We start from the raw sequence: 17,131 nt of genomic DNA, 5'->3' as shown, positions 1-17,131 counted from the left end.
CCAAGGGTGGGGACAGTTGGCTATTTTTGCAGCGCCTCCCTAGGTTTTGTACGAAAAGTCGGTGGGGTAGAATTGCCGCCATGATTGGCTGGAGGCCCGCATGGCAAAGCGTTACGAACTCTCCGACGCATCGCGGGAATTGATCAAGGATCTTGTTTTCCCGAGCAGAAAATGGGTCGCCCACGTAGTGATGATCGTCTGGTACTCCACGGAATCCTTTGGATTTTGTGCTCAGGTGCTGCCTGGCGTGATCTGCCGGAACGCTTTGGGCCTTGGTCGACGGTGTATCAGCATTTTTGTGGTAACCGCTCCATGAACCCCACATTCAAAGCACTGAGCTAATGCCAGATGCTGGGCTCCCGATTTTCTCAGGAGCCCATCGACCATGATGCGACCCGACGCCAAAGTCGAAAAAGTGTACCTCTACCCCAAACCTGTGGACTTTCGAAAATCCATCGACGGACTGGCTGCGCTGGTCGAACTGGATATCAAGGTTGCCGTGTTCGACCCGGTACTTTTCGTTTTCCTCAACAAGCCGCGCAACCGAGTGAAAATCTTGTACTGGGAGCGCAACGGCTTCTGCCTTTGGCTCAAACGCCTGGAATCGGAGCGATTCAAAACATCGCCCGATGCCACCGACGAGGCGATTGTCCTGACCGTTCAGGAACTGAACTGGCTGCTCGACGGTTTTGACCTCTGGCGTAACCGTCCCCATCAGGTTTTGACGCCGCGATTCGTGGCCTGATTCGGTATAATCCAGGGCATGAAATCCATGCCCGACAACCTTCCCGACGATCTCCAGCTGCTCAAACAAATGCTTGCGAAGATGCAGTCGCGGGTCGGTTTTCTAGAAGAAGAGAACGCATTGCTGCGCCAGCGCTTGTTCGGACGCAAGTCCGAGCAAACAGCCGATCCGGCCACACCGCAGTTGGCGCTCTTCAACGAAGCCGAAAGCGTCGTCGAAGCTATCGACGAGAACGCTGAAGAAGAGGTTGTCACCCCCGCTAAGCGCCGTGGCAAACGCAAGCCACTGCCTGCCGACCTGCCGCGCATCGAAGTCATCCACGAACTTCCCGAGCATGAACTGACTTGCGTCTGCGGCTGCCGCAAACACGCCATCGGCGAGGAAGTCAGCGAGCAGCTTGAAATCGTGCCGATGCAGATCCGGGTCATCAAGCATGTTCGTAAAGTCTATGGCCGCCGCGACTGCGAAACGGCACCCGTCACAGCAGACAAGCCAGCTCAACTGATTGAAAAGAGCATGGCCAGCCCCAGCGTTCTGGCGATGTTGCTGACTACCAAATACGTTGACGGTTTACCGCTTCATCGATTTGAAAAAGTGTTGGGTCGCCACGGTATCGATATCCCACGCCAGACCCTGGCGCGCTGGGTGATCCAGTGCGGCAAACACTTCCAACCGCTGCTGAATTTGATGCGCGACCGGCTACTGGAAAGCCGCTTCATCCACTGCGACGAAACGCGCGTGCAAGTGCTGAAAGAACCAGATCGAGAACCGAGCAGCCAATCCTGGATGTGGGTGCAAACCGGCGGCCCACCGGATAGGCCGGTAATCCTTTTTGACTACTCCACCAGCCGGGCGCAGGAGGTGCCAATGCGCCTGCTCGATGGTTATCGCGGTTACGTAATGACCGATGATTACGCCGGTTACAACGCCTTGGGCGCCCAAACCGGAGTCGAGCGTCTAGGCTGCTGGGCGCATGCTCGACGCAAGTTTGTTGAAGCACAGAAAGTGCAGCCCAAAGGTAAAACGGGGCGTGCCGATATCGCGCTGAACCTGATCAACAAACTGTATGGGATCGAACGCGACTTGAAGGCCAGTAGCGACGCTGATCGTAAAATCGGCCGTCACGAACATAGCCTGCCGATACTGGCTCAGTTGAAAAGCTGGATCGAAAAGACGCAGCCACAGGTCACCGCTCAGAATGCCCTGGGCAAAGCCATCAGTTACCTCGCAAGTAACTGGAGCAAGCTGGAGCGATACGTTGAGGAAGGCTACCTGCCGCTCGATAACAACACAGCTGAACGCGCGATCCGCCCCTTCGTGATCGGAAGAAAGAACTGGCTGTTTAGCGACACGCCCAAGGGCGCGACGGCCAGTGCTCAACTGTACAGCCTGGTCGAGACTGCCAAAGCCAACGGCCAGGAGCCCTATGCGTGGCTGCGCCACGCACTTGAACGCCTGCCAACGGCAACATCGGTTGAGGATTACGAAGCCTTGCTGCCGTGGAACTGCGAACCTCGACTTCACAGCTAAGCGCTTTACCTATCTTTAGCCAAGTGAGGTTTATGGAGCGCTTACTTTTTGTGAATGGCGCGATGACGGTACGTTCGACCGGATACTGGAGCGCTTGCACATTCGACTCAATCAGGAAGGACTGATCGATCTGGACACCTGGATGATCGACTCCACGGCGGTACGTGCAACCCGAGCCTCTTCAGGCGCCGGGAAAAAGGGGAGCCTGAAGAACCGCTAGACCATGCTCTAGGGCGCAGTCGAGGCGGCCTGACAACCAAGATTCATATGGTTTGCGACGCTAATGGCTTGCCATTGCGCTTAATGCTTTCACCGGGACAAGCCAGCGATGGAGAAACAGTCCTCAAGCCTGGCGCAGGAAGCCAATATCAGCCCCGCCGAGGCCGAGAAACGCCTGGCTCAGGCGCTGGCGTATTACACCGACAAGGATTGGAATAACGCGCTCGCAGCGAAAGGCGTCGTCCCTGATGCCTTGACCTTGAAGCATCTGGGTATCGCGCTTTCGCCTTTGGCGGATAGCTATGCGGCGGTAGGTGATGTTCCTGTGGTTGCCGGGAGTAAATCCTATACGCCAGCGGAAACAGTGGCGCTCATTACTGACTATCGCAATACGCATACTGCGGAGTATGCAGATCCGTCGATCAACAACCTGAATATGCAAGGCGCCTATGCAGGTGATCCCAAATACAAATACGCTGATTTCTACCGTAAAAACCTTGCGGTCAACACCGATTTCCTGAGCGCTGTTTCCGGCAATCTGGCCGGGATTGCTCAAGGTAGCGGCGGTGCGTTGTCGGATTCTCTCGGCTCGGCGTGGGCCTTGATGAGTGATCCTGTCGGGGTGAGCGAACAGGCCGCCAATGGGTTGATGGGTTTGAGCAAGAGCCCGTGGGGTTCGTTCAAAAATAGCGTGGAGGCCAGCCAGACCAAAGAGGCTATGGCGACCATCTACGATATGCAGGGCAACACGGCGGCGAGTGCTGCGATCAGGGCGAAAAGCGATCTTGAGTTTGCGCTGAACTTCTTGCCTGCCAATCGGGCGAAGACGCTGGCAGAGCTGGGGAGTGGTGCAAAAGCAACTGCGTCGAAAAATCTGAACCCGACGGGTGCGCTAACTGATTCAGAAGCGGGTACACTTGTTGAACGGGAGGTTTTGGGGAACGGTGCAAAAGCTACTGCAAGTACTGTAGGAAGCACTGTTCAAAATGGCGAAGCCGCGACAGGGCTTCTGAGTACTCAGTTGGCCAAGGATGTAAAATCGTATCTTACGGATATCCAGAGTTTGACCGGTAGGCAGTTCACCCCTCAACAATTGGAGCTTTTGAAAGCTGACCTGCGAGAGAATACTTATTCACGCTTATCTAAAGAGGAGGTTAAGTTGAACAGGGCAGAGTTTGATAGTAAGTTGCCAAGTCTGCGAGCAGAGTGGGAAAAAAACACAGGGGCGAGCTGGCCGAAAGAAACGTACATTGATAAATATGGAAATCAGGCTACTAGAAATTACGATGCCCATCATGTTATATAAAATAAATTTGGCGGTAAGGCAGAGTGGTGGAATATTACACCTGCCATGAGAGGCGTGGAGCACCAAGGTGGTATTCACAGGGCCCAAGGGCCAGCGGAAAAAATATTTGGTAAATGATTATGAAAAATAAAGAAGAGTTAAAATCGTTGGTTGATACTGTGACGTCCTCAGAGGACTATGAGGGTAATTACGGCTACCGCATAACAGACACGAGTGCGACATTATGCAATGTTGATGATTCACATCGTCAGCAGGTTCCAGCTGACTATCTGGAATTTCTCACCGAGTTTGGTTTCGGGGAGTTAGACGCGGCATTTCATCTTGATGATGGTCCGGAGAAATATTCGACTATATGCGGCCGGGAAATTGAGGGCTATGAGGGTATTTACGTATTCGGTGGAAACTCTAGTGATATGCTATATGCGTTCGACGCAAAAAATAATTGGCAAGTTGTAGAGGTTAGTTCCGAATTGGATGGGGTTGATGTGTTGGCGTCAAGCTTTTCTGATTTTATCTTGGAACAGCTGAAGTACATCAAGTCCTTAGTTGAGCGGCGTGCGGCGTGCTGATTGTTAGCGTTGCGCTTTAAGAGGTGCAAAAGGGCCAGGCCAGATCGTTGTGCGCAGCGATAACGATTTCAGCGCAACGGTCAACGGAAACGGCAAACCCAAAACGTATATCAATGAAAACGGCGATTTGGTTCCACCCAACATCAACGGGACTGGCAGCGTCCAAACGCACGTGCGTGGTGGCAATTCTGAGAATTCGCCATATATCTGTTACTGATCCAATTGCAGCGTCGAACCCGAAAAACTATGGTGCTGATGAAATTGAGATCGACGTTAAGCGCTTACAGCGGGACATTGATTCCGGCGCACTGCCAGATACCAAATTTTTGACGAATCAACAGGTGACAGCGGAATTGCAATCGAAACTGGATGCAGCACGTGCAAGGTATACAAGAAACCCATCTGAGAATAATAGCGATTCGTTGATTAACGCGGAGAGAGATCTGGGGAATGCTAAGCGCGCTGGTGAATGTTTGATTATGGGCTGTGTGCCGACCGACTATATTAAAAGAGTAAAAAAAAGGTATTTTTTATGGAGCCGAAAACATACGAACTGTTAAATAGCATTCCAGAGCATGCAGATTATGCCGTGACGGCAGGAGATTTGGATCCAGAGGATATTCCATAGGAAAGAATTGACGCTGTGCTGGATTTGCTCCGTCATGCGAGTAACAATGAGAAGCAATTCTTGGCTGCGAAACTACTGACCAGTTGGGGCGTCTATGAAGGCTTGATCGCTTTGGAAGGGAGTATGGAAAAAACCGAAGGCATCGAAGGAACCTATTCCCATCGACTACATGGGTACGACGACACTTATCGTCAAATACTCTTGTCTGTTACTCGGTATTTTGCCACTGTGGCTGATCGTGGGGAAGTCGAGGCGGCTAGAGTCCAGATCTATTCTCCGCTATCGAAGATTATTACTTTGGCGAGTAGTAAACCGTTCGAAATAGCAAGGATTTTTGATTTGGTGAAGAGGAAGAACTACTCAGAGTATGTACCTCTTGTTGAAGAGCACCTTGCCGCCATAATTGATCATCCCGAAGTGCATCGCTGGAAAATTTATGATGCTATTGATTTTTTGATGAGTTTTAATCCCGATTTCATTGCGTCTTTATTGAAAGAGAAAAACAAGTCAATTGATGATTTTAGGCCTGTGAGATAAGGGCGATAACCTCGGTGCAAAATCTACTGCAAGTACTGTAGGAAGCACTGCTCAAAATGGCGAGGCCGCGACAGGGCTTCTGGGTACTCAGTTGGCCAAGGATGCAAAGTTGTATCTTACGGATATCCAGAGTTTGACCGGCAGGCAGTTCACCCCTCAACAATTGGAGCTTTTGAAAGCTGATCTGCGAGAGAACACTTATTCACGCTTCTAAAGAAGATGTTAAGTTGAACAGGACAGAGTTTGACAGTAAGTTGCCAAGTCTGCGAGTAGAGTGAAAAAAAAAGGCGCGAGCTGGCCGAAAGAAACGTACATTGATAAATGTGGAAGTCAGACTACTAGAAAGTAAGCGATCCACCAACCACACCTACCATCAGATGCGGCTTCCGTTTATCTTGGCATTTCCGGTGAGCAGTTCCACGGCAGCAACGCCTCATAGTCGGCCACCGACTGCGCAAGTGGCAACCTCTCCAGTACGTGGCGCAGCCACGTATAGGGCTCCTGGCCGTTGACCTTGGCGGTCTCGACCAAGCTATAGATCTGTGCACTGGCGGTGGCGCCTTTAGGCGTGTCGCTGAACAGCCAGGCTTTGCGCCCAATAACAAACGGCTTTATTGCGCGCTCTGCCGGGTTGTTGTCGATCGGTAAAAAGCCGGCTTCCACGTAACGCTTCAGCCGACTCCAGTTATTCGCCAGATAACCAACTGCCTTGCCCAGCACGCTTTGCGGCGTCACGTGGGACTGAGTTTTATCCAGCCAGCTTTTCAACTGAGCCAAGATTGGCAGGCTTTTCTCCTGCCGACCGGTAAAGCGCTGTTCGTCGCTGCCGTCTTTCAATTCGCGCTCGATACCGTACAGCTTATTGATCATCGTCAGCGCGATATCGGCACGCCCGGTCTTGCCCTTAGGTTGCACTTTTTGTGCTTCGACAAATTTGCGCCGCGCATGGGCCATACACGCCAAGCGCTCCACGCCCGGTTGTAACGCCAGCGCGTTATAGCCCGCGTAATCATCAGTCATCACATAGCCGCGATAACTTTCCAGCAGCCGTAACGGTACGTCCTGCGCGCGGCTGGAAGTGTAGTCGAACAATACGACTTTATGATCTGGAGGCCCGCTGGCCTGTACCCACATCCAGGATTGGCTGGTCGGGTCTCGATCTGGTTCTTTCAGTACCTGAACGCGGGTTTCGTCACAGTGGATGACCGGGCTTTCCAGCAATCGATCACGCATCAGATTTAACAGCGGCTGCAAATGTTCGCCGCACTGGATAATCCAGCGGGCCAACGTTTGACGCGGGATTTCTATGCCATGTCGGCTTAGCACCGTTTCAAAACGATGCAGCGGCAAGCCGTCGACATACTTGGTGGTCAGCAGCATGGCCAACACGCTGGGGCTGGCCATGCTCTTTTCAATCAACTGCGCAGGCTTGCCGGCTGTGACCGGTGCCGACTCACAGCCACGACAGCCGTAGACTTTGCGGATGTGTTTGATCACCCGAATCTGCATCGGCACGATATCCAGTTGCTCGCTGGTTTCCTCGCTGACGACATGCTTGCGGCAACCGCAGGCACAGGTCAGTTCGTGTTCGGGCAGCTCGTGGATGACTTCAATGCGCGGCAGATCAGCCGACAGTGGCTTGCGCTTGCCACGGCGTGGCGCAGGAGCAACTACTTCCTCATCAGCATCGCCGACCGGGAGCATAGGCTCGCTTTCAGGTTCATTGAACAAGGCAAGTTGAGGGGTATTAGGCTCGACGGTTTGTTCGGACTTTCGACCAAAAATACGGTCACGCAGCAGCTTGATCTGCTCTTTGAGATCAACGATGTGAGTGGCGTAGGCGTCTTTAACTTCCTGTTCGCGCGAGCGTGCTTCGTAGCTCTCAAGCAGCATCTGTTTGAGCAATACGGGATCGTCAGGAAGGTTGTCGGGCAATGGTCGCATGCCCTGGATTATACCCGTCAGGCAACAAACCTTGGAGTCAAAATCTTATGAGGACGGTTGCGCCACAGATCAAATCCATCCAGCAGCCAATTCAATTCCTGAACCGTCAGCACAATGGCTTCGTCGACATCATCTGGCGAGATTTTGAAACGCTCGGACTCGAGACGCTTGAGCCAAAGGCAGAAGCCGTTACGCTCCCAATACAAAATCTTCACTCGATTCCGGGATTTGTTGAGAAAGACAAAGAGCACCGGATCAAAGACCGCCACTTTAATATCCAACTCGACCAAAGCAGCTAAGCCATCGATGGATTTTCTGAAATCCACGGGTTTGGGATAGAGGTAGACTTTCTCGACTTTGGCGTCGGGTCGCATCATGGTGCTGGCTCCTGAAAGAAAACGGGAGCACAGCATCAGGCGTCAGCCAGTGGCTTGAAATGTGGGGTTCGTGGATCGGATACCGAAGAGCACGAAGTGAATGGCGAAATGGTGCTGGTGCCTGTTCTCTATCTGGCTCAGGCCGACAATCGCCTTGGCCCGACCGGTGCGTTGATTGCCGGTAACGACGTCTCGCTGATTGCAGGGCAAAACCTCGATAACGTCGGCACCTTGCGTGCGGCCAATAATCTGTCGGCTGCCGCTGGAAATGACCTGGTCAATAGCGGCCTGATAGAAGCTGGCAACCGTTTGGACCTGTTGGCGGGTAATGACCTGATCAACAAAGCCGGGGGCATCATCGCCGGGCGTGATGTGACGCTGACCGCCATCCGCGGAGACGTCATCAACGAACGCACGGTGACCAGCCACCAGAGCGCTGCGGATGACGCAACCTGGCGCAAGGACTTCGCCGACAGCGCGGCCCGCATCGAAGCGGCCAACGACATGAGCCTGCAAGCCGGTCGTGATGTGAAAAACACCGGCGGTGTGTTGCAGGCCGGTCGTGACTTGAGCATCGCGGCAGGCCGTGACGTCGCCATCGACTCGGCCCAGACCGAGAACGGCCAGACACGGGGTGCGAACTCCAGCAACTCCAGCATCACGCAACTGGGCTCCACGGTCAGCGCCGGACGTGACCTGACGGCCCAGGCGGGTCGCGACATCAACGTGATCGCCAGCAGCATCGACGCCAAGCGCGATATCGCGATGGCCGCGACCGAAAACCTGACCCTGTCCTCGGCGGCCGACGAGCAGCATTCCTACGGCAAAAGCAAGAAAGTGACCGAGCAGGAAGATCACGTCAGCCAGGTGTCTGCGGATTTGAAAGCGGGTGGCAGTGTGGCTTTGCAGGCGGGGCAGAATCTCGACATCATCGCCAGTCGCATCAATGCGGGCAGCAACGTTGCTCTTGATGCTGCGCAAGATGTGACCATCGCATCCGCTCAGGACGAAAGCTCGTACTTCTATGCCAAAAAGAGCAAAGGCTCGTTCGGACGCAGTAGCAGTAAGCAGCAGGAAGGCTATGACAGCACTAACGTCGCGTCTGTCATCAACGCAGGACAAGACCTCACCATCAACACCAGCAAGGCTGCTGACGGCAGTGTGAGCATTAATGGTGGGCATGACGTCAGCGTTATTGGCAGCCGGCTTTCGGCAGGCAATGACCTGATTCTCGGCGCCACCAATGACGTTGCAGTACTTTCGGGCGTCGATGAGCAGGGTGCTTACAGCAAGACGAGCAAATCCGGCTCGTTTGGTTTGTCCAAAAGCGGAAAAAGCGAGCTGACGACCAGTTCTACCCAAGTCGCCAGCGAACTGAGCGCGGGCAACGATGTGGTAGTGGCTTCAGGCAAGGACATCACGCTGCGCGCCAGTAACATCAGCGCGGGCAATGATGTGGATCTCAGAGCCGGGCTGGTGGACAAAACCGGCGACATCAATCTGCTCTCGGCCAACGACGAAGCTTCCAGCCACAGCGACGAGTACAAGAAGAAAACCGGTCTTTCAGCGTCTGGTGGATTCCTGTCCATCTCTTCGGCTAGAGAAGCGGGCGGCCAAGCGCAGAGCAGCACCAGCGTAGGCAGCCAGATCAACGCTGTGGGCAACGTAAGTCTGCAGACCGAACGCGACATCAATGTTGTCGGCAGCAGCGTCAACGCAGGTGGAAACGTCAGTCTGAACGCAGGTCAGGACGTCAACATTCTGGCCGCCTAGAACACCAACTCCAATCAGGACTGGGAGAAGAACAGGCAGTCGGGCATTGGCGTTTCTTCCAACGCCAATGGCGTCACGTTCTTCGCAGGTGTTGATCGCGCCAAGGAAAACAGCCGCCTTGAGCAACAGACTGCTGCGGCCAGCCAGATCCGCGCAGGTGAAGATCTTACGGTCAACGCCAAGCGCGACATTAACCAGGTTGGCTCAGATCTTCAGGCGCTCAATGACATCAATCTGACTGCCGGGCGCAACATCAAGATTGATGCTGCGCGTGAATCCCAGGCAGTTGAACAACAGCGCGAAAACTCACGCAACGGCCTTAGCGCGAGCATCGATCACAACTATGGCAGCACCAAGGATGCTCTCAGCGGCGCAGGCAAGGGTGACGACGCCACGAGCAAAGGTTCAAGCACGCTCAAAGCGGTAGACAGCACGTCGCAGTTTCTGTCGGGCCCGACGGGCGATGGGAAATTTGGCAACAGCAAGCAAGGCACCAGCCAGCAAGTGGTCGAGACGACCAACCGGGCCTCGACGCTTGATGCTGGCAATGACCTGAACATCTCCGCGAGCAACGACGTTCAGATCAGCGGCGGCCAATTGCAGGCTGGCCGCGACATCAACATCAAAGGTCGGGACGTCACGCTTGATGCCGCCAAAGGCAGCTACAGCCAGGAAACCAGCGAGCAGAAAAGCTGGAGTGGTATCCACGGCAGCAGCAGTGGCGGATTCAAACTTGGCGTGGGTGGCAGCAGCGGTATCGCCAAGGGTGATCAGAGCCAGGAGTCCTCGACCGTTACAGGATTACAGGCAGGCCGTGACGTCAACCTCAAGGCCAGCAACGACCTTAACCTGATCGGCACGCAGGCCCAGGCAGAACGGGACATCAATCTGAATGCCGGCAACACCCTCAACATCAAGGCAGCCCAGAACGATAGTTCTACCGAAAACACCCGTAAAAATGCCGGCGGGGAAGCCGGGATCGCTATCGGTCCGGGAGGTATCGGTGTTTACGCCAGCGTCAACATCGGCAAGGGCGACCTTGAGCGCGAAGGCAAACAGCAGCAGGAAGCGTACCTGTATGCCGGTAATCACCTTGGGTTCACCAGCGGTCAGGACACCAACATTGCCGGTGCCACGCTGCGTGGCAACGACGTGGTCGGACGCGTAGGTCGCGACCTCAACGTGACGTCCCTGCCGGATACCGGGAAAGTCGAAGGCAAGGAATTCGACCTCAGCGCAACCGTCGTGGTCGGCTTTGGCGGCAGCGTCAGTGGCTCGGTCGGCTACGGCCAGACCAACGGCTCCAAAAACTGGATCGAGGAACAGACCCGCATCACCGCCAAAGACAAGGTCGACATTCGCACCGAGAACCACACTCAACTCGACGGCGCATTGATCGCCTCCGACAGCGGCAACCTCAAGCTGGACACCAACACGCTGGGCTACAGCGATATCGCAGGCAAGGATAAAGAGCACGGTTATTACCTGAACGTCGGTGGCTCGTACGGTACTGGCAGCAGTACCACGCAGGACTCGACTCAGGTAGGCAAAGGCGATAACAACAAAAACGGCTGGAGCGTCGAGGGCTGGAACTACAACAAGGACCGTGAGCAGATCGTTCGAGGCACCGTCGGCGCAGGCGATGTGGTGGTGCGCAGCGATACGGCTGGCAAGGACTCGACGGCAGGTTTGAATCGTGATGTCGACAAGGCATATGAGATCACGCGTGATGATGAACACCGGACTGATTTGTATGTGACGAAGAGTTCAGTGGAGGCGGTTGCCAGCCCGAAAGAGACACTTGATCAATGGCAAAAGAACGCTGCGCTTTATGGAGAAAACAGTCGTAACACAATAGACAAACTGGTCGACATGCTTGTGGTCACCGCGTTACTGCCGTTAGGGGCTGTTACAGGTAACGGGACAGAACTAGCACAACACCAAGTCGCTCGTACCGAACTGATGCAACAACTCAACAGCCTGGATGAAGACAAAAGGTCGGCGGGCATCAGGACAGTTCTAAAACGGGTTGCTGACAAAGATCTGGGCTCCAATGCGGAAGCGCTCGTCGCACGTATTGCCGAACTGGGTGAGGAGCACCCGGATCAAGCGATGCAGGCGATGGTTTTGTTGACCACGCTGAATAAACCAAATGGTGGTGCATCGAGTTTTGTTCCAGTAGTGGCGCTGGGTGCTGGCGCAATTGTGGCCCTGAGTGCTGCGTTGTCTACCACAGCAGCGACGCCGGAAGGTCAGGATAGACTGAGAGCGGCAGCCAATGCCGTCGCACTCTCTGTTGCCCAATCAGGTCAGTCAGCCGAACAGCAGGTCAGCACCTCCATAGAAATATGGAAATTCCTGTTCAGTACGACGTTCCCGGTGCATCTGCTGGACGGCGAAAACTCCAGGCTTGTGAACCCTATTGTTCAGGCACAGGGTGCGAATCCTTCCAGCGGCGGGTATGCTGCTGGAGCAACGCCTGCTGGGATAGGTTCGACGGGTGGTATTCAGATTGCTGATCAGACGCCTGTTGATTATTCGAGGCCTGTTGTTGAGCTTCCCGCGCCGGGGGTGATGAATCAGGGGGTGAAGGAAACGGTCGCAGGTAAGATAAAAATCGAAGATGGTGCTATACCTGATGCAAACGAAGCCCGCGCTGGACAAGGATTATCTAGTCTCGGTTACGATGTCACTCACCAAGCTACCGCATCGTCAAGAGGCGTTCAGGGGGAGAGGACTGCTGATTTGAATGTTGACGGGTTAGGGTCGATAGACGTTTATACACCGCAAAACTTGTCTCCTTCGAACATAGTTAAGAATATTGAAAAGAAAGCAGATCAAGCAGGCGGCGTACTTGTACAGGCTGATATAACGAGTTCAGATATGTCCTCGATAGCTGCTAGAATGTGGGGGAAGCCGAATGCTCAGAGCATAAAAACGATATTTTTCCAGAAGCCTGACGGCTCCGTCATTCGCTATGATCGTCCTTAGGAGGGCAAGGCCTGTGCCAAAATTTTCCTGTGTGTGTGGCTATATAATTAATTTGTCTAATGGGACTTCTGAGGCTGAGTTAAGTTTGGTTTCGGAAAGAAAAATTGATGATATAGGTGTGTTGTTATCTGTTGGAAATTTATCTGAAGATGAGTTCTATGATGCGATAAGTTTGGGTGCAAGCACGGTTTACCGCTGTCCAAAATGCAGTCGACTTCATATAGAGGTGGGTGAGGGGGTATTTCAATCTTACATTAAAGAGGTTGTTTGATAAGGGTGGTAGGTATATCGTATGCTCAGGTGGTTATTTATAATTTTGGCCTGTTGCATCAGTTTCTCGCTGGGTGTTATGAATCTTTGAGTAGGTAGTGTTTCAAGATTTTCCAGTCGGAAATTTTCAATAAATGGAAGTTTGAGACTTGACGGAGTACTCTGCATGAGGTTGAGTGCTGTAACGAATGCCGCAGTAATAGCGGCGGGTATGCTGCTGGAGCGACGCCTGCTGGGATAAGTTCGACGGGTGGTAGTCAGATTGCTGATCAGACGCCTATTGATTATTCGAGGCCTGTTGTTGAGCTTCCCGCGCCGGGAGTGATGAATCGTAAGCGATCCACCAACCACACCTACCATCAGATGCGGCTTCCGTTTATCTTGGCATTTCCGGTGAGCAGTTCCACGGCAGCAACGCCTCATAGTCGGCCACCGACTGCGCAAGTGGCAACCTCTCCAGTACGTGGCGCAGCCACGTATAGGGCTCCTGGCCGTTGACCTTGGCGGTCTCGACCAAGCTATAGATCTGTGCACTGGCGGTGGCGCCTTTAGGCGTGTCGCTGAACAGCCAGGCTTTGCGCCCAATAACAAACGGCTTTATTGCGCGCTCTGCCGGGTTGTTGTCGATCGGTAAAAAGCCGGCTTCCACGTAACGCTTCAGCCGACTCCAGTTATTCGCCAGATAACCAACTGCCTTGCCCAGCACGCTTTGCGGCGTCACGTGGGACTGAGTTTTATCCAGCCAGCTTTTCAACTGAGCCAAGATTGGCAGGCTTTTCTCCTGCCGACCGGTAAAGCGCTGTTCGTCGCTGCCGTCTTTCAATTCGCGCTCGATACCGTACAGCTTATTGATCATCGTCAGCGCGATATCGGCACGCCCGGTCTTGCCCTTAGGTTGCACTTTTTGTGCTTCGACAAATTTGCGCCGCGCATGGGCCATACACGCCAAGCGCTCCACGCCCGGTTGTAACGCCAGCGCGTTATAGCCCGCGTAATCATCAGTCATCACATAGCCGCGATAACTTTCCAGCAGCCGTAACGGTACGTCCTGCGCGCGGCTGGAAGTGTAGTCGAACAATACGACTTTATGATCTGGAGGCCCGCTGGCCTGTACCCACATCCAGGATTGGCTGGTCGGGTCTCGATCTGGTTCTTTCAGTACCTGAACGCGGGTTTCGTCACAGTGGATGACCGGGCTTTCCAGCAATCGATCACGCATCAGATTTAACAGCGGCTGCAAATGTTCGCCGCACTGGATAATCCAGCGGGCCAACGTTTGACGCGGGATTTCTATGCCATGTCGGCTTAGCACCGTTTCAAAACGATGCAGCGGCAAGCCGTCGACATACTTGGTGGTCAGCAGCATGGCCAACACGCTGGGGCTGGCCATGCTCTTTTCAATCAACTGCGCAGGCTTGCCGGCTGTGACCGGTGCCGACTCACAGCCACGACAGCCGTAGACTTTGCGGATGTGTTTGATCACCCGAATCTGCATCGGCACGATATCCAGTTGCTCGCTGGTTTCCTCGCTGACGACATGCTTGCGGCAACCGCAGGCACAGGTCAGTTCGTGTTCGGGCAGCTCGTGGATGACTTCAATGCGCGGCAGATCAGCCGACAGTGGCTTGCGCTTGCCACGGCGTGGCGCAGGAGCAACTACTTCCTCATCAGCATCGCCGACCGGGAGCATAGGCTCGCTTTCAGGTTCATTGAACAAGGCAAGTTGAGGGGTATTAGGCTCGACGGTTTGTTCGGACTTTCGACCAAAAATACGGTCACGCAGCAGCTTGATCTGCTCTTTGAGATCAACGATGTGAGTGGCGTAGGCGTCTTTAACTTCCTGTTCGCGCGAGCGTGCTTCGTAGCTCTCAAGCAGCATCTGTTTGAGCAATACGGGATCGTCAGGAAGGTTGTCGGGCAATGGTCGCATGCCCTGGATTATACCCGTCAGGCAACAAACCTTGGAGTCAAAATCTTATGAGGACGGTTGCGCCACAGATCAAATCCATCCAGCAGCCAATTCAATTCCTGAACCGTCAGCACAATGGCTTCGTCGACATCATCTGGCGAGATTTTGAAACGCTCGGACTCGAGACGCTTGAGCCAAAGGCAGAAGCCGTTACGCTCCCAATACAAAATCTTCACTCGATTCCGGGATTTGTTGAGAAAGACAAAGAGCACCGGATCAAAGACCGCCACTTTAATATCCAACTCGACCAAAGCAGCTAAGCCATCGATGGATTTTCTGAAATCCACGGGTTTGGGATAGAGGTAGACTTTCTCGACTTTGGCGTCGGGTCGCATCATGGTGCTGGCTCCTGAAAGAAAACGGGAGCACAGCATCAGGCGTCAGCCAGTGGCTTGAAATGTGGGGTTCGTGGATCGGATACGATGAATCAGGGTGTCGAGGATAGTGCAAAAGATATAAATAGCGTTGCCGATAGAATAGTGTCCGCTAATCGTATAGGCAGCGGCCTAAAGGATGACATGTCACACATTGCGGCTAGCTATCTTACAAAGGAGCAGCTTGCTGCAGGTAAAGCTTTCACACTGACAGGTAATGACGGGGTTGACAGGACTTTGTTGCAAACCTTGGGTGGCCTCAATGGGAAGTTAGGCATATATGAGTATATTCTTGACCCGGCAGGTCGTGTGACTCATCAGAGATTTATCAGAATGGATTGATAAATGGTATTCCAAATCAACGTCCACCCAAGGTGGGGTGATATGCATTTTCCTATGGTTCCAGACTTGTTTATCTATGATTGTGTTTTTTTATGCTGGCGAGATACGCTTTGGGGTTATGAGAGAGGGCTGGTAGGGTGGGATTTTGTTGTGGGGTTAGCAAACTTTAGTGTGTCTAAGGGGGCAAGCCATCCATGGGAGCTAGAGCTGATTTTTTTGGGTGAATTTGAGGTTCAGGAGGTTGAAAAAAAACTGCGCTCTCTCGCTGAGCAGGAAGATGAGCGGCTTGGCTTAGATTCGCAAAAAAAATGGTTATTTATTGCTCTTAAATGGCTATTTGAAAATAAGAATAACATCGACGATCCTCTTGGGGTGGTAGAGTTGATTTATGAAGACTTTGGTTTTCCTTTTGAAATAGAAGGTTTTGTGCGTTATATGCCGTCACAGGATGGATACAAGCCTGAAGAGAATACTAGTCAGCAAAATATTGAAAGGATTTTTTGTAATTGGCAAAGTTATTTGAAGCGCATGGCCGGCGTGTTTGAAGTAAAAACATAGCACGCTGAAAATTTTCTCGGTGAGTGCATAAGAGAGAAAGCTAAGGAATGGCTTGTTGACGCAAGCTGAACAACCCTTGACGACGCGGTAGCAACGAAAACTGCCCATACCTGCCAAAGGGAACGGCTTTTTGAAGCGAGGCTGGGTATGGCTGGACGCTATTTCTTATCAAACTATATTCGACCCCGTAGCGCTATGGTTTTAAATTTAATATTGAAATAGTAGAGGTGATGGGCGGGCACAATGCTGGGCGGCCTTTAACTCAGTGATTGTGTTGCACTCGGCCCCTGCGACCGCCATGATATTATAAGTTTGGTAAAAGATACGATGCTGCTATAGCTAAAATGAAGTGTTGTGCAGAATCTTTGGTCTTTGATCAATTTATATCAAGGTGGCTTATATGCGGTTTGAGTATAGTGAATTCGATGGTCTGACTATTTTTAAAAATGCTCGTCTTAGAAGTACTGTGAGAAAAAAACTGGGAGGAGACTATAAAACATTTCCTAAGACCCAGGTTTCAGAAAATTCTACAGATGTGTTTGGTGGAGCAGCTGTTAAAGTATGGTATGAAGCTGATGATGAGGTAAAAGGTGTTCAGCTTTACCATCCAGAAGCTGAGTTTTATTATTTTGGAAAGCAATTGCTCGGTAATAATGTTGAAGAGTTAGAGCTATTTTTTGTCGCCATAGGCCAGCCTTTGATCGCCGATGACGATGGAACAGGATTTAGCACTATAAATGAGACGATAAGGTTTTACGTTCCAGATTTTGATGAGTTTCAAAAAAAGGCATGTGTTGAATGTGTATATGTCGACATTCCCAAGACTTAAGCTTGAATTAGTGTAAGTTGAGTTGGCTGGGTCTGGCCGGCCATTGATGAGCGCCTGAGTACTTGACGTGGACGCGGAGAGCCCTTACTCAGTTAGCCGACTAACAATGTGATCAACGGGCAGTATTACCGAAGACAGCACGTCGCAGTTCCTGTCGGACCCGACGGGCG

Annotated in this window: 14 protein-coding genes and 4 pseudogenes; 14 read left to right on the top strand and 4 right to left on the bottom strand. The window is 52.7% G+C overall.

Features of this window, described 5'->3' with window-relative positions:
• Positions 1 to 100: 100 nt before the first annotated feature.
• The 8 genes and pseudogenes from PSPTO_RS16675 to PSPTO_RS16640 all read left to right on the top strand — a co-directional run.
• Positions 101 to 291, top strand: a pseudogene (locus PSPTO_RS16675) (transposase); the annotation flags it as partial.
• A 94-nt stretch (positions 292 to 385) separates the two neighbouring features.
• On the top strand, positions 386 to 745 hold the full coding sequence (gene tnpB, locus PSPTO_RS16670; protein ID WP_004883347.1) for an IS66 family insertion sequence element accessory protein TnpB: 360 nt from the start codon (positions 386 to 388) through the stop codon (positions 743 to 745).
• A gap of 18 nt (positions 746 to 763) precedes the next feature.
• Positions 764 to 2,275 (top strand): IS66 family transposase, encoded by a 1,512-nt coding sequence (locus PSPTO_RS16665; protein WP_011104442.1) that lies wholly within the window; start codon positions 764 to 766, stop codon positions 2,273 to 2,275.
• Between the two features lie 52 nt (positions 2,276 to 2,327).
• Positions 2,328 to 2,605 (top strand): annotated as a pseudogene (locus PSPTO_RS16660) (IS5/IS1182 family transposase); the annotation flags it as partial.
• Entirely contained in the window at positions 2,604 to 3,800 is a 1,197-nt protein-coding gene (locus PSPTO_RS30265) for a hypothetical protein (protein WP_011104440.1), read from the top strand. The pseudogene PSPTO_RS16660 and the gene PSPTO_RS30265, both read left to right, overlap by 2 nt.
• Positions 3,801 to 3,919: 119 nt before the next feature.
• Complete coding sequence (locus tag PSPTO_RS16650) at positions 3,920 to 4,369, top strand: SMI1/KNR4 family protein (protein WP_046463979.1); 450 nt, start codon at positions 3,920 to 3,922, stop codon at positions 4,367 to 4,369.
• Positions 4,370 to 4,482: 113 nt separating this feature from the next.
• On the top strand, positions 4,483 to 4,929 hold the full coding sequence (locus tag PSPTO_RS16645) for a hypothetical protein (protein ID WP_226992637.1): 447 nt from the start codon (positions 4,483 to 4,485) through the stop codon (positions 4,927 to 4,929).
• Positions 4,902 to 5,534, top strand: a pseudogene (locus PSPTO_RS16640) (hypothetical protein). Before PSPTO_RS16645 ends, PSPTO_RS16640 begins: the two are co-directional and overlap by 28 nt.
• A 390-nt stretch (positions 5,535 to 5,924) precedes the next feature.
• Here the strand turns inward: PSPTO_RS16640 and PSPTO_RS16635 are convergent.
• Both PSPTO_RS16635 and tnpB (PSPTO_RS16630) read right to left on the bottom strand, forming a co-directional pair.
• Positions 5,925 to 7,478, bottom strand: a complete 1,554-nt coding sequence (locus PSPTO_RS16635; RefSeq protein WP_003409202.1) for an IS66-like element ISPsy5 family transposase — start codon at positions 7,476 to 7,478, stop codon at positions 5,925 to 5,927.
• 17 nt (positions 7,479 to 7,495) lie between these two features.
• Positions 7,496 to 7,855, bottom strand: a complete 360-nt coding sequence (gene tnpB, locus PSPTO_RS16630) for an IS66 family insertion sequence element accessory protein TnpB (protein WP_003409203.1) — start codon at positions 7,853 to 7,855, stop codon at positions 7,496 to 7,498.
• A gap of 84 nt (positions 7,856 to 7,939) precedes the next feature.
• Here tnpB (PSPTO_RS16630) and PSPTO_RS30070 point away from each other — a divergent pair.
• The 3 genes and pseudogenes from PSPTO_RS30070 to PSPTO_RS16620 form a co-directional block, all read left to right on the top strand.
• Positions 7,940 to 11,425 (top strand): annotated as a pseudogene (locus PSPTO_RS30070) (hemagglutinin repeat-containing protein); the annotation flags it as partial.
• Between the two features lie 75 nt (positions 11,426 to 11,500).
• Positions 11,501 to 12,619 (top strand): hypothetical protein, encoded by a 1,119-nt coding sequence (locus PSPTO_RS30670; protein WP_327191717.1) that lies wholly within the window; start codon positions 11,501 to 11,503, stop codon positions 12,617 to 12,619.
• Positions 12,620 to 12,632: 13 nt separating this feature from the next.
• A complete protein-coding gene (locus PSPTO_RS16620; RefSeq protein ID WP_226992636.1) occupies positions 12,633 to 12,890 on the top strand; it encodes a hypothetical protein in 258 nt (85 codons plus the stop codon).
• Between the two features lie 375 nt (positions 12,891 to 13,265).
• On the opposite strand, the gene PSPTO_RS16615 is transcribed toward PSPTO_RS16620, so the two are convergent.
• Positions 13,266 to 14,819, bottom strand: coding sequence for an IS66-like element ISPsy5 family transposase (locus PSPTO_RS16615; RefSeq protein WP_003409202.1), 1,554 nt, complete (start codon positions 14,817 to 14,819; stop codon positions 13,266 to 13,268).
• 17 nt (positions 14,820 to 14,836) lie between these two features.
• A complete protein-coding gene (tnpB, locus tag PSPTO_RS16610; protein WP_003409203.1) occupies positions 14,837 to 15,196 on the bottom strand; it encodes an IS66 family insertion sequence element accessory protein TnpB in 360 nt (119 codons plus the stop codon).
• Positions 15,197 to 15,280: 84 nt separating this feature from the next.
• Between tnpB (PSPTO_RS16610) and PSPTO_RS16605 the strand changes: the two genes are divergently transcribed.
• The 3 genes from PSPTO_RS16605 to PSPTO_RS16595 all read left to right on the top strand — a co-directional run bounded on the left by PSPTO_RS16605 (position 15,281) and on the right by PSPTO_RS16595 (position 16,961).
• Positions 15,281 to 15,574: a hypothetical protein gene (locus PSPTO_RS16605; protein ID WP_044393845.1), complete on the top strand. Its 294-nt coding sequence runs from the start codon at positions 15,281 to 15,283 to the stop codon at positions 15,572 to 15,574.
• Positions 15,575 to 15,577: 3 nt separating this feature from the next.
• Positions 15,578 to 16,132 carry a DUF2247 family protein gene (locus PSPTO_RS16600; protein ID WP_052507224.1) on the top strand — a complete coding sequence of 185 codons (555 nt, stop codon included), beginning with the start codon at positions 15,578 to 15,580 and terminating at the stop codon, positions 16,130 to 16,132.
• Between the two features lie 400 nt (positions 16,133 to 16,532).
• Complete coding sequence (locus PSPTO_RS16595; RefSeq protein ID WP_044393844.1) at positions 16,533 to 16,961, top strand: hypothetical protein; 429 nt, start codon at positions 16,533 to 16,535, stop codon at positions 16,959 to 16,961.
• The last annotated feature ends 170 nt before the right edge of the window (positions 16,962 to 17,131 follow it).

The sequence above is a fragment of the Pseudomonas syringae pv. tomato str. DC3000 genome (assembly GCF_000007805.1).
Taxonomy (GTDB): Bacteria; Pseudomonadota; Gammaproteobacteria; order Pseudomonadales; family Pseudomonadaceae; genus Aquipseudomonas; species Aquipseudomonas avellanae.
The sequence above is the reverse complement of the archived record's forward strand: the minus strand, read 5'-3'. Positions and strand labels throughout refer to the sequence as shown.

Bases quoted from the DNA above. Each gene is read 5' to 3' on its own strand.
- PSPTO_RS16595 (WP_044393844.1), top strand. From the start codon at position 16,533: ATGCGGTTTGAGTATAGTGAATTCGATGGTCTGACTATTTTTAAAAAT.
- PSPTO_RS16650 (WP_046463979.1), top strand. From the start codon at position 3,920: ATGAAAAATAAAGAAGAGTTAAAATCGTTGGTTGATACTGTGACGTCC.
- PSPTO_RS16600 (WP_052507224.1), top strand. From the start codon at position 15,578: ATGGTATTCCAAATCAACGTCCACCCAAGGTGGGGTGATATGCATTTT.
- PSPTO_RS16605 (WP_044393845.1), top strand. From the start codon at position 15,281: ATGAATCAGGGTGTCGAGGATAGTGCAAAAGATATAAATAGCGTTGCC.
- tnpB (WP_003409203.1), bottom strand. From the start codon at position 15,196: ATGATGCGACCCGACGCCAAAGTCGAGAAAGTCTACCTCTATCCCAAA.
- tnpB (WP_003409203.1), bottom strand. From the start codon at position 7,855: ATGATGCGACCCGACGCCAAAGTCGAGAAAGTCTACCTCTATCCCAAA.
- PSPTO_RS16635 (WP_003409202.1), bottom strand. From the start codon at position 7,478: ATGCGACCATTGCCCGACAACCTTCCTGACGATCCCGTATTGCTCAAA.
- PSPTO_RS16615 (WP_003409202.1), bottom strand. From the start codon at position 14,819: ATGCGACCATTGCCCGACAACCTTCCTGACGATCCCGTATTGCTCAAA.
- tnpB (WP_004883347.1), top strand. From the start codon at position 386: ATGATGCGACCCGACGCCAAAGTCGAAAAAGTGTACCTCTACCCCAAA.
- PSPTO_RS30265 (WP_011104440.1), top strand. From the start codon at position 2,604: ATGGAGAAACAGTCCTCAAGCCTGGCGCAGGAAGCCAATATCAGCCCC.
- PSPTO_RS30670 (WP_327191717.1), top strand. From the start codon at position 11,501: ATGCTTGTGGTCACCGCGTTACTGCCGTTAGGGGCTGTTACAGGTAAC.
- PSPTO_RS16665 (WP_011104442.1), top strand. From the start codon at position 764: ATGAAATCCATGCCCGACAACCTTCCCGACGATCTCCAGCTGCTCAAA.
- PSPTO_RS16645 (WP_226992637.1), top strand. From the start codon at position 4,483: ATGAAAACGGCGATTTGGTTCCACCCAACATCAACGGGACTGGCAGCG.